Annotated in this window: 12 protein-coding genes and 1 pseudogene; 2 read left to right on the top strand and 11 right to left on the bottom strand. The window is 66.4% G+C overall.

Going from position 1 to position 10,911, the window contains the following annotated elements:
- From FHP25_RS22055 to FHP25_RS22040, 4 genes are all read right to left on the bottom strand, one after another.
- On the bottom strand, positions 1–358 hold a 358-nt coding region (locus FHP25_RS22055), incomplete at its 3' end, for a biotin/lipoyl-containing protein (RefSeq protein ID WP_331461698.1).
- A gap of 173 nt (positions 359–531) precedes the next feature.
- Positions 532–1,545 (bottom strand): alpha-ketoacid dehydrogenase subunit beta, encoded by a 1,014-nt coding sequence (locus FHP25_RS22050; RefSeq protein WP_147849121.1) that lies wholly within the window; start codon positions 1,543–1,545, stop codon positions 532–534.
- A gap of 449 nt (positions 1,546–1,994) precedes the next feature.
- A complete protein-coding gene (locus FHP25_RS22045; RefSeq protein WP_147849120.1) occupies positions 1,995–3,227 on the bottom strand; it encodes a 3-methyl-2-oxobutanoate dehydrogenase (2-methylpropanoyl-transferring) subunit alpha in 1,233 nt (410 codons plus the stop codon).
- An 88-nt stretch (positions 3,228–3,315) separates the two neighbouring features.
- Positions 3,316–3,585 carry a hypothetical protein gene (locus tag FHP25_RS22040; RefSeq protein WP_147849119.1) on the bottom strand — a complete coding sequence of 90 codons (270 nt, stop codon included), beginning with the start codon at positions 3,583–3,585 and terminating at the stop codon, positions 3,316–3,318.
- Positions 3,586–3,777: 192 nt separating this feature from the next.
- Between FHP25_RS22040 and FHP25_RS22035 the strand changes: the two genes are divergently transcribed.
- Entirely contained in the window at positions 3,778–4,182 is a 405-nt protein-coding gene (locus FHP25_RS22035; RefSeq protein ID WP_178133692.1) for a DUF4168 domain-containing protein, read from the top strand.
- 170 nt (positions 4,183–4,352) lie between these two features.
- Here FHP25_RS22035 and FHP25_RS22030 read toward each other — a convergent pair whose 3' ends face one another.
- From FHP25_RS22030 to FHP25_RS22010, 5 genes and pseudogenes are all read right to left on the bottom strand, one after another.
- Positions 4,353–4,901: an ester cyclase gene (locus FHP25_RS22030; RefSeq protein WP_147849117.1), complete on the bottom strand. Its 549-nt coding sequence runs from the start codon at positions 4,899–4,901 to the stop codon at positions 4,353–4,355.
- 394 nt (positions 4,902–5,295) lie between these two features.
- Positions 5,296–5,781, bottom strand: coding sequence for an SRPBCC family protein (locus FHP25_RS22025; RefSeq protein WP_147849116.1), 486 nt, complete (start codon positions 5,779–5,781; stop codon positions 5,296–5,298).
- Positions 5,782–5,790: 9 nt separating this feature from the next.
- A complete protein-coding gene (locus FHP25_RS22020) occupies positions 5,791–6,096 on the bottom strand; it encodes an ArsR/SmtB family transcription factor (RefSeq protein ID WP_231712426.1) in 306 nt (101 codons plus the stop codon).
- Between the two features lie 701 nt (positions 6,097–6,797).
- Entirely contained in the window at positions 6,798–7,589 is a 792-nt protein-coding gene (locus FHP25_RS22015; protein WP_231712423.1) for a carboxymuconolactone decarboxylase family protein, read from the bottom strand.
- Positions 7,590–7,601: 12 nt separating this feature from the next.
- Positions 7,602–8,060 (bottom strand): annotated as a pseudogene (locus FHP25_RS22010) ((R)-mandelonitrile lyase).
- A 104-nt stretch (positions 8,061–8,164) separates the two neighbouring features.
- On the opposite strand from FHP25_RS22010, the gene FHP25_RS22005 reads away from it, so the two are divergent.
- Entirely contained in the window at positions 8,165–9,058 is an 894-nt protein-coding gene (locus FHP25_RS22005) for a LysR family transcriptional regulator (RefSeq protein WP_147849114.1), read from the top strand.
- A gap of 51 nt (positions 9,059–9,109) precedes the next feature.
- On the opposite strand, the gene FHP25_RS22000 is transcribed toward FHP25_RS22005, so the two are convergent.
- Positions 9,110–9,568, bottom strand: a complete 459-nt coding sequence (locus FHP25_RS22000) for a cyclophilin-like fold protein (RefSeq protein ID WP_178133691.1) — start codon at positions 9,566–9,568, stop codon at positions 9,110–9,112.
- Between the two features lie 31 nt (positions 9,569–9,599).
- Positions 9,600–10,859 carry an MFS transporter gene (locus tag FHP25_RS21995; protein ID WP_231712422.1) on the bottom strand — a complete coding sequence of 420 codons (1,260 nt, stop codon included), beginning with the start codon at positions 10,857–10,859 and terminating at the stop codon, positions 9,600–9,602.
- Between the last annotated feature and the right edge of the window lie 52 nt (positions 10,860–10,911).

Raw genomic sequence — 10,911 nt, 5'->3', positions numbered from 1 at the left:
GCATGGCCACGACATTGTCGGCGGTGTGCGCCGGCTGCGCGGCGGCGGTGGCCGGCGGGGGCGCGCCCGTGGCCTCGCGCGGCGTCGCTGCAACCTCGCCGGCGTCGTCGGCGGCGCCCGCCACCTCCAGCCGCACCAGCTCGGCGCCGACGGCGATCACGCCGCCGACCTCGGCGCCCAGCGCCAGAACGGTGCCGGCGACCGGCGAGGGGATCTCCACCGTCGCCTTGTCGGTCATCACCGCGGCCAGCATCTGGTCTTCCAGCACGGCGTCGCCGACCTTGACGTGCCACTCGACCAGCTCGGCCTCGGCCACGCCCTCGCCGACATCGGGCAGCTTGATGATGCGGATCGCCATCTCAGGACTCCTGCTCCTCTCCCGCATGCGGGAGAGGAAGGGCCCCATCGCGCGTCGGCGCGATGGGAAGGTGAGGGGACACGAACGAGGCGCCGTGCGTGAGGCCCTCACCCGTCGCGCTTCGCGCACCGACCTCTCCCGCTTGCGGGAGAGGTGAAAACGTGGCCCTCATCTCACGCCTCCATCACGGCCTTGAGCGTGCGGCCGACGCGGTCGGGGCCGGGGAAGTAGTCCCACTCCTGGGCGTGCGGGTAGGGCGTGTCCCAGCCGGTGACGCGCATGACGGGCGCTTCCAGGTGATAGAAGCAATGCTCCTGCACCAGCGCCGCCAGCTCGGCGCCGAAGCCCGAGGTCAGGGTCGCCTCGTGCACCACCACGCAGCGGCCCGTCTTGCGCACCGACTCCACGATGGTCTCCAGGTCCAGCGGCAGCAGCGTGCGCAGGTCGATGATCTCGGCGTCGACGCCGCTTTCCTCGGCGGCGGCCTCGGCGACATAGACCATGGTGCCGTAGGCCAGCACCGTGACGCCTGTGCCGGCGCGGCGCACCGCGGCCTTGCCCAGCGGCAGCGTGTAATGGCCGTCCGGCACCTCGCCCTGCGGATGGCGCGACCACGGCGTCACGGGCCGGTCGTGGTGGCCGTCGAAGGGCCCGTTGTAGAGCCGCTTGGGCTCGAGGAAGATGACCGGGTCGTCGTCCTCGATGGCGGCGATCAGCAGTCCCTTGGCATCATGCGGGTTGGACGGCACCACCGTCTTGAGGCCGCAGACATGCGTGAACAGCGCCTCCGGGCTCTGGCTGTGCGTCTGGCCGCCGAAGATGCCGCCGCCGGTGGGCATGCGGATCACCATCGGCGCGGTGAACTGGCCGTTGGAGCGGTAGCGCAGGCGGGCCGCCTCCGATACGATCTGGTCGTAGGCGGGATACACGTAGTCGGCGAACTGGATCTCGACACAGGGCCGCAGCCCGTAGGCGGCCATGCCGACGGCGGCGCCGACGATGCCCGATTCGCTGATCGGGGCATCGAAGCAGCGGTTGGCGCCGTATTTCTGCTGCAGCCCCTGGGTGCAGCGGAACACGCCGCCGAAGTAGCCGACGTCCTCGCCGAACACGACGACGTTGTCGTCGCGCCCCATGGCGACGTCCATCGCGTCGCGGATCGCCTCGACCATGTTGCGGCGTGGCATCGGGTCAACTCCGTTGGGTTGCCGTCGTCCTGGGCGAAGCGAAGGACCTTGCGGTGCGTCGACGGCACAGGCGGAGCGGTTGATGTATGAAGGCTTCACCACAGAGGCACAGAGGACGAAGAGGAACACAGAGATGAAAGGCTTGCGCGCCCTCGGCGCGCCAAAGATCATTCTCTGTGCTACTGACCTCAAGAATCTTCGCGAGCCGCGGTGATTTGGTAGCCTTCATGGTGAGCTTGTCGAACCATGAAGGCGTCGCACGAGCAGTGGTGCGGCGCTTCATGGTTCGACAAAGCTCACCATGAAGCACTTTCTCCACCGTTTGGGTTGCGGCCAACGGCTGCGCTGTGCCTCTGTGGTGACTCTTCTCGCGATGCTCAGCAACGCGGTTGCCGGGTGAACGACGCCCCGCAGGGCCCTTCGCGTCACCTGGGACGACGGGGCGCATATCAATACCCCGCCTGCTGGCGCTGGCGGCGCAGGTGCGGCGGCATCTCGGCGTAGACGCCCTCGAACATGTCGCGCGCCGAGGGATGCGGGCCGCTGTGCAGGGTGCCGTGGGCCTCGGCCTCCTTCTGGGCGGCGATCACCTCGGCCATGATCTCGGCCTCGCGCTGCTTGTGGCGCTCCTCCGACCAGGCGCCGCGCGCGATCAGGTGGTTCTTCAGGCGGATCACCGGATCGCCCAGGGGCCAGGCGTCCGATTCGGTCTTGGGCCGGTAGGCGGATGGGTCGTCCGACGTCGAATGCGCGCCCACGCGGTAGGTCACGTACTCGATGACGGTCGGGCCCAGCCCGCGATGGGCGCGCTCGACGGCCCATTTCGCAACGGCGTGGACCGCGAGGTAGTCGTTGCCGTCGACGCGCAGCGCCGGCATGCCGAAGCCCAGGCCGCGGGCGGCGAAGGTGCCGGAGCCGCCGCGCGCGATGCCCTGGAAGGTCGAGATCGCCCACTGGTTGTTGACGATGTTCAGCACCACCGGCGCCTTGTAGGTGGAGGCGAACACCAGCGCGGCATGGAAGTCGGACTCCGCGGTCGAGCCGTCGCCGATCCACGCCGCCGCGATCTTGGTGTCGCCCTTCATGGCCGAGGCCATCGCCCAGCCCACCGCCTGGATGTATTGCGTGGCGAGGTTGCCCGACACGGTGAAGAAGCCGTGGTCGCGCACCGAGTAGAGCACCGGCAGCTGGCGGCCCTTCAGCGGGTCGTTCTCGTTGGAATAGATCTGGTTCATCATCTCGACCATGGGATAGCCGCCGGCGATCAGCAGGCCGGCCTGGCGATAGGTCGGGAAGTTCATGTCGCCGGGCTCGAGCGCCTTGCGGAAGGCGCAGCTCACCGCCTCCTCGCCCATGTGCTGCATGTAGAAGGACGTCTTGCCCTGGCGCTGCGCCATCTGCATGCGCGCGTCGAAGGCGCGCAGGGTCATCATGTGGCGCAGGCCTTCCAGCAGCTCGGCGTCGCTCAGCAGGCCGGCCCACGGGCCCACCGCCTCGCTCTCGCGGTTGAGCACGCGGATGATGGAGAAGGCGAGGTCGCGGATGTCCTCGGCCCTGGCGTCGACCGGTGGCCGGCGCACCGAGCCGGCCTTGGGGATCGTGACATCGCTGAAGTCGGGCGTGCCGCCCGGCCGCACCGCCGGCGCCGGGACATGGAAGGAGAGGGGCTGGCGCTCGGACATGACGACTCCTGGCGGCGGCTTCACATTTTCGCAGCTGCAAGCCTATTGCGGCCGCGGGCCGGATAGAAGGGGCGATATGAACCGCGGTTCACCGCCGCCGCGACTCTGTCTGCGCCGATTGCGCTAATTGCGCGATTTCGATTCTCCCAGCAACGGCAAGGACTTCCGTGATCGCCGGGTCGGCTGTCGCAGATTGCGGCATTGGCGCGATACCGAGAACCGGGCCGATGGTCGGCGGGGTTCGTTCCCTTTCCCTGGCCGATGCCGTTGCCAAGGATCCGTGCGCGGCGCGGCGTGATCCGGTGCGTGACGGCAGCATGGACGGAAACGCCTGTCGCTTCCTGGAAGAGATCGTCATGGGCTGTCTCCCGCGCGTGTGCACGACCGTCCGGCACATATGGGTGATGGCGCCATCGATTCCATCGGAATGAAAAGAGGCCAATGCGCGCCGCGGCGTGGAACCTTCCGGTGCGGCAGGGGATTGTCACCCTATGCGCGCTCGTCCGGACGAGCCGATCTTTATGCCGACCCAGCGCAAGGAGCATGCCCCATGGCCCTGAACAGAAGCTTTCTTCCTCTCGCGACGATGGGCCTCGCCCTCTCCTGCCTGCTGGTGCCGGCGGCTGTGGCGCAGCAGGCGAACCCGCCGCAGGGAGGGCCGCCGATGCAGCAGCCTCCGGCGGCAGCGGTCAGCGACCAGGAGATCGAGACGTTCGTGGCCGCGGCCACCGAGGTCAGGAACCTCAACAAGCAATGGACGCCCAAGGTGCAGGAGGCCGCCAAGCAGGGGCCGCAGGCGGAGCAGCAGACGCGGGCGCAGGCGCTGCGGGAGATGGCCCTTGCCGTGGAGAAGAAGGGCATGTCGGTCGACCGCTACCAGCAGATCTTCGAGGTCGCCCGCAACGACCGCGAGATGCAGCGCAAGATCGTGGAGAAGATGCCGAAGGACGAGTAGGCCGGCGCGCACCGCTGTTATCCGCGGTCACCCCGACCACGCTGTCATCCCGAGCGCAGCGAGGGATCTCCTGCGGGAGAACGCACGGTGCGCCCTTCGCAGGAGATCCCTCGCTGCGCTCGGGATGACGGGGAGGGGTTTGCGATGACGAGGAGGGGGACAGCCAGCACTTACAGCGGCTTGCCGGCGCTGGCGGCCCAGGCCCTGGCCATCAGCGTGTTGCTGGGCGCGGTCTTGTCCTGCAGCTTGCGGGCCGTCTCGGCACCGGCGACGGGCAGGCCGGCGGGGTCGAGCTTGCCGATCTGCACCAGCACGGATGCCTGATCCCAGTAGATATGCTCGTGCGCCACCTTGCCGTCGAGGAAGTGCACGATGGCGATCAGGGGGATCTCCACGGTACGGCCGGTCGGCGGCACGCCTGGCAGCATCCAGTCGATCTCGCGCGTGTGGGTGAAGCAGAACAGCATCTCGTCGACCAGTGTGTCGGCGCCGACCGTGCGGCTGATCGGCACGAGCCGCGTGTCCTCGGGATTGGCGCCCACGAAATGGTACTTGTAGAAGCGCTTGAGCTCGTCATGCCCGACGCCGCCGGTCATCGTCGGGATGTGGTTGACGTAGGGCTGCGGCACCATGGTGGCCATGGTGGCGTCGACGTCGCGGGTCTCGAACTCGCAACGGCAATGCGCCTCCCACAGGGCGGCGAGGTCGTGCTGGGGCATGGCTTCCTCCCGTATCTGGCCGCGATGGTAGCCGGCTTTGCCCGGCGGGCGCCAATCGACTTGATCCCCATCGGGCCACGGCGGCACCTGCAAGGCCGGCGGCTAGACTGGAAATATCGTAGCGGTAGCGGAGACAGCCGGCTATCGCCGAACGTCCTCCAATCTCACGCGTTGAAGGCGCGTTTCCTGACACGTCAATCCATAGTCCGCTGCGAGTTCCGCGATTCGCCAATCATTGTCTGGACCGACGCCTTCAAGGCGAAGCACCCAGACATTCATCGACGGGACGCGCGTCGACGTGAGGGCCGCAATTGGGGCCGGAGAATTGCGGCCTTATCGACGTGATGTACACGGACACGTGCGACACACCCAGGACACCGAACCGGAGCAGCGGTCACTGCTCCTTGGCAAACAGGTTGGCGTATCGCTGCAAGTAGAGCGGCCAACCCTGTTCTCCGGCTACGCCCTCGCGGACGCCTTGCCAGCCCTCGCCGTGGCGGTCGAGGTGACGGTGCTCGATCTCGACCCGCGTGCGTTGCGAACTTTCGGCGATGAAGCGTACTTCCCACTCGCTCGTTCTCTTGGGATCGTCCTCGATCTGCCACTGCGGGCTGATGTTCCAGCTCAGCAGAACGCGATTGGGCGGGTCGTAGGCGAGCACCCGCGCCCAGCGGCAAACGCTCCCATCAACCCCGCGGTCATAGAGAAAGCCGCCGACCCTAGGCTCGAACACGGTCTCGGCGATCTCGACGCCCAGCATGTTGTGCTCGGCGGGTTTGAAGCTGCTGAAGTCCTCGGTGAAAACCTTGAAGGCGCGCGCGATCGGCGCCTCGACGACGATTGACGCCCGCACAGATGTGTCTGCTCCCTGGGTGCTCATCGGATCTCCCTATGTCGGTTGCTCGACGACCGTCTTGTAGGTCGCGAGCGTCTTGCTCCAGAAGCGGTCGAGTTCGGCTCGAAACGCAGCCAGCCCTTCGGGGTCGACCTGGTAGATGCGCTGCTTGCCGGCCGGTCTGTCGATGACGAGACCGGCGTCCTTCAGCACTTTCAGATGCTGCGAGACCGCGGGCCGGCTGACGGGCAGCCCTCTGGCCAACTCGCTGACCGCGCTGGGATGCTCGATCAGTCGCTCAAAGATCGTCCGGCGAGTCGGATCCGCCAGCACCGCCCAGCAATTGGTCGCGTAAGCCATCATTTACGCGTTACTAAACACTTACGTGTTGTCGAGTCAATGGGTCTGAAAAACCGTATCGTAAGCAGAGGAGTTGGAGCGCGTGGTGGGCCACGACAACACCGTGACTGGGGACGGCGGAAGCCGCAGCTGCCCGACAGCCCGCTGCGGCATCACCGGGTGAAGGCGCGGGTCCGGGTCCATGAATAACCCTGATGGCACGTTGGCGGTCTTCCACGGCCCGCGCTGCATCGGGCGCTACAGCGCAGCGGGGGAGCACACTGCCGCGGTCCCGACCCACCGCAGCCTGACGCCGTGCTCGGCACCGTCAAGGCGTGGCCTAGCCAAGGCGGCGTTCGGGGTAGGCACCCAGCGGCGGCCATCCTTGATGCTGCTTGCGCGCGGCGTCCCTCAGCCAGGGCAGGTCGGGACGAAGAAACGGCCCTCGGATCGAACAAAGAAACAGGCTGGCAAGTCGCAGGCGCACGCCGCCACGGCAACCACCTGACCCACATCGCGCCGGCCCGTCCGCCGCTTCCGGGCCAGCCCGCGCCTTACCTCTGAAGCGGACAAGTGATGTGCTACCAAAACCGGACAACTTGATTTGCGACCGACATACGAAAGCTGGCTCAAGGATAGGCATTACCCTTCAGCAATATCACGGCGACTGACTGCGCCGGTGCTGACGATGAGGGCAAGGATGCCATCGTGGCCAGAGCCAATCAGTTGGCGGACCGCTTCTCGAAGACTGAGCGCGCCACAGGAGCTGCGGAAAAGGCACTCGGCCATCCGGCGTAGTAGGCGAGGTGACTGATGACCTCGGATGCCTCGGCGCGCGTCAGGCCGTTATCCATCGCGCGGTTGAGGTGATAGGGAATTTGCTCGACATGGCCGGCGGAGATCAGGGCGCTGACCGTCACCAGGCTGCGATCGCGCGGGGCAAGATCGGGCCGCAGCCACAGATCGCGAAACAGCACGTTGGCCGTGTCGCGCACCAGTCCTGGCGATGCCGGCCCCGTGCCTTGCTCGACGCGGGCGGCGCGATCCGCCTCGGTCTTTTCGTCGAGCGGCAGGAAATCAACGGCGGACCTGGGAAGCTGGTCCGCGCCGATGCCGCGCGCAGCGAACACTTCCTTGGCGATCGCGGTCGCAGCCATCGCGTTGCCCCAGCCGGCGTAGAAGGCGAGGTGCGCGATGATTTCCGAGATTTCAGCCGGCTTGACGCCATTGTCGAGCGCGAGATTCAACTGCTCCGGCAGCAGGACGCCCTGATTGCGCGTGATGACCGCGGCGAGGGTGACGACGCTGCGATCACGCGGCGACAGGCCCGGCCGCTTCCAGAGGCCATTTGCAAGCTTCTCGTCGGCGTAGCGCTCGAGCGCGGGCGACACGGCGCGCACGTCCTGGCGGGACAGGCTGCCGGTCTGCGATCCGGTTTGCGCGGCAGCATCAACCGCCCCCATCGAAAGAGCGAGGGCCAGGAAGGTCGAGGTCTTCATGATGAGGCCTTTCATTGCGCTGTCCCGTCAGCGGTATTGCGCGTCGGCGACGGGCTCGAGCCAATCGACGTTCTTGCCGTCCCGCATGTAGGTCACGGCGATGTGCGCCATCGGGCTGGCCGCGGTCGCCCCGTGCCAATGCTTCACGCCGGTGGCGATCCAAACCACATCGCCAGGGTTGATGACGCGCCGCTCCCTGCCTTCTTCCTGCACCCAGCCCTGGCCGGACGTCACGATGAGCATTTAGCCGGCCGGATGGGTGTGCCAGACCGTCCGCGCGCCGGGCGCGAAATTCACGAGGCCGGTCGTCGCGCGCGTGATGTCGGTCGGCGGATAGAGCGGGCTGATGACAGCTTGCCCGGTGAAGTTGTCCGCCCTTCCGATCACGGCCGGCGTGCTGCCGTTGGCGCGGATTTCGATGGTCTCGGCCTGCGCCGGAATGGCGCTGGCCGCGCCGATGGCAGCCGCCGCAACGGTCTTTTTCATCGCAATCTCCTTCGCGCTCACAGCCTTCGCTGCTCGAGATAGTGCGCTGTGCAATGTGCGACTAGGTGCTAGATTGCGCATAGACCAATAAGGAACTCTTCTGAATGGCCGGCGACAGCCTGAACGATTTGGCCGCCTTCCTCGTTGTGGCGCAGGAGCGGAATTTCACGCGGGCAGCGAAGCGTCTGGGCGTCTCGCAATCGGCCTTGAGCCAGACCGTTCGTGGGCTCGAAGCGCGCCTCGGCTTGCGCCTGCTTACGCGCACAACGCGGCGGGTCGCGCCGACCGAGGCAGGTGAGCGCCTCGTTCAGTCGATCGGCCCGCGCATCGAGGAAATCCGCAGGGAACTGGACGGCTTGAACGATCTGCGCGAGAAGCCGTCCGGCACGATCCGCCTGACGGCATCGGAGCATGCGGCCGACACGATCCTGTGGCCGGCCATTGCCAAGCTCGTAGACCAATATCCCGACATCAAGGTCGAGATCGTCATCGACTATGGCCTGACCGACATCGTGGGCGAGCGCTTTGACGCGGGCGTGCGACCGGGCGAGACCATAGCGAAGGACATGATCGCGGTCCCCATCGGACCGGAGATGCGCATGGCCGTCACGGGCGCGCCATCCTATTTCGTGTCACGCCCGCGACCGAAGCGGCCGCAGGACCTCACCGGCCACAACTGCATCAATCTGCGCCTGCCGCCCCATGGCGGCCTCTATGCCTGGGAGTTCGAGAAGAAGGGACGCGCGCTCAATGTCCGTGTGGACGGCCAGCTGGTGTTCAACACCTCCAGCCTCATGCTCCGGGCGGCGCTGGAAGGACACGGGCTGGTCTATCTGACCGAAGGTCAGGTCGCGCCCTATCTTGCCGATGGACGGCTCGTCCGTGTGCTCGCCGACTGGTGCGAGCCTTTCTCCGGCTATCACCTCTACTATCCAAGCCGCCGCCAGCCGCCGCCGGCTTTCGCCTTGCTGGTCGAGGCGTTGAGATATCGTCGCTAGGCATACCCTGCCACCCTTTCCGGAACGCGCGCATGTTCGCCTCCGTGAGGTTCAGGGAAAGATCTCGACGCGCAATGGATGCTCGCCGCGCACCAGCAACGGCTTGGCCCCCTGGTCCAGGCGGCCGAGCCGGATCAGGCCGCCCGACCAGCGATAGGGCCCATGGAACATCGCCAGGTTGCCCCAGGGGGCGTAGTAGCAAAGGTCGCCGACCGCTTCGTTGTCGAAGCGTCCGCTCCCTTGCTCGGTGAGCTTGCGCGGCAGATAGGTGATCTTTTCGTTTGTGGAATAGTCGGCGATCTTCAGTTCCAGCGGCAGCATGGAAACCAGATCGCGTGCGGTGGGATTGTCCTCCAGCGTCGCCGTGAAATCCTCATCCGCGAAAATGAATCTGAGGCGCATCACGGCTCCTTTCCGGTTGGGCTGGGCTCGCGCCAAAGAGGGGAGCGCGAGACCGGCAACCGCAGCCAGCAGGGCGCGGCGTGACGACGGAACTGGCCGGTACGTCATTTCAAGGTTCCCTTCTTGTGCGGTCCCGCGGTCATTCAGGCTTGAGCAGACGCGAGCCATTGCCGATGAGCGCTATCGCGAGGCAGGCCAGCACCACGCTGCCGATGAAGGTCGCGGAGATTGTCATGCCGTCCAGCAGCAGACCGCCGACCACAGCGCCCAGCAGGATCGACGTCTGGATCGCCGCCACCATCAGGCTGCCGGCGGCTTCGGGCGCATCGTCCACGTTCTGCGACATCCACGTCATCCAGATCACCAACATCGCGGTGTTCATCGCGCCCCAGAGCGCGAGGAACAGGCTCGTGGCGATCACGGAGCCGCCGAGGAGCAGAAGGCCGAGCGTGCAAGCGCCCATCAACAGCGCAGGCAGTCGCAGCAGAGGCGCGACGTTGCCGCTCAGAAAGCGGCCCGAAGCCCAGGTGCCGGCGAAGCCGGCGCAACCCAGCACGAGCAGCAGGATGGACAGGGTCGTCACATCCGCACCCGTCACCTGTTCCAGGAACGGGCGCAGATACGTGAACATCGCGAAGGCGGAGCCCCACGACAGCATCGCTGCGATCAGGCCACGCCGGAAGTAAGGGCGCCTGAGCAAACCGAACATCGTGCGGAAGTCCTGGCGCTGGCGGGCCGGCAACGACGGCAGGGCGATGAGATGCCAGACGAGGTTGATGGCGACGATGGGCGTCAGCGCCCAGAACACGGCGCGCCAGCCGAACATGCCGCCCAGAGAACTGCCGATCGGTGCGGCAAAGGCCGCCGCGATGGCTTGCCCGCCATACATCAGGGCGAGCGCGCGCGGCACATCGCCTTCAGGAACCAGGCGCATGATGACCGCGGTGGCCAAAGACCAGAAGCCGCCGATGCAGATGCCGAGCAGCGCGCGGCCGGTCATGAGCACCGCGAAATTTGGCGCTGCCGCCACCAGGACCAGCGACAAGAGCATGAAGGCCGTCATGGCGACCAGAACCCATTTCCGATTCAACGTCCCGGCGACGGTGGTGACGACCACGCTGGCTGCCACTGCGAAGAGGCCGCTGATCGAAATCGCCTGTCCGGTCTGCCCTTCGGTCGCGTGCAGCCCAGCGGCCATCGGCGTGAGCAGGCTGACCGGCATGAACTCGGAAGCGATCAGCATGGCCACGCAGAGCGCCATCGAGAGGACCGCGCCCCAGGCTGCGGCGGGTTTGTTTGCTGCTTCTGATGTGGCGGCGCCCACTTGGTTCGCTCCGGCATTGTTGCAGCGCAAACCTAGGGGTTGTGGCATAAAGCGATTATCCGTCAGAATCGGCAAGGACTTATCGAATGAATCGAATAATCTATCCCTGAGGCAGGTGAAGACGCTT

Origin of the sequence: Vineibacter terrae, from assembly GCF_008039615.1 — a bacterium.
GTDB classification, from domain to species: domain Bacteria; phylum Pseudomonadota; class Alphaproteobacteria; order Reyranellales; family Reyranellaceae; genus Vineibacter; species Vineibacter terrae.
Note: the sequence above shows the minus strand (reverse complement) of the source record. Positions and strands in the feature narration are given on the sequence as shown.

Bases quoted from the DNA above. Each gene is read 5' to 3' on its own strand.
- FHP25_RS22000 (WP_178133691.1), bottom strand. From the start codon at position 9,568: ATGACGTACCGGCCAGTTCCGTCGTCACGCCGCGCCCTGCTGGCTGCG.
- FHP25_RS22050 (WP_147849121.1), bottom strand. From the start codon at position 1,545: ATGCCACGCCGCAACATGGTCGAGGCGATCCGCGACGCGATGGACGTC.
- FHP25_RS22005 (WP_147849114.1), top strand. From the start codon at position 8,165: ATGGCCGGCGACAGCCTGAACGATTTGGCCGCCTTCCTCGTTGTGGCG.
- FHP25_RS22035 (WP_178133692.1), top strand. From the start codon at position 3,778: ATGGCCCTGAACAGAAGCTTTCTTCCTCTCGCGACGATGGGCCTCGCC.
- FHP25_RS22040 (WP_147849119.1), bottom strand. From the start codon at position 3,585: ATGACGATCTCTTCCAGGAAGCGACAGGCGTTTCCGTCCATGCTGCCG.
- FHP25_RS22030 (WP_147849117.1), bottom strand. From the start codon at position 4,901: ATGCCCCAGCACGACCTCGCCGCCCTGTGGGAGGCGCATTGCCGTTGC.
- FHP25_RS22045 (WP_147849120.1), bottom strand. From the start codon at position 3,227: ATGTCCGAGCGCCAGCCCCTCTCCTTCCATGTCCCGGCGCCGGCGGTG.
- FHP25_RS22025 (WP_147849116.1), bottom strand. From the start codon at position 5,781: ATGAGCACCCAGGGAGCAGACACATCTGTGCGGGCGTCAATCGTCGTC.
- FHP25_RS22020 (WP_231712426.1), bottom strand. From the start codon at position 6,096: ATGGCTTACGCGACCAATTGCTGGGCGGTGCTGGCGGATCCGACTCGC.
- FHP25_RS22015 (WP_231712423.1), bottom strand. From the start codon at position 7,589: ATGAAAGGCCTCATCATGAAGACCTCGACCTTCCTGGCCCTCGCTCTT.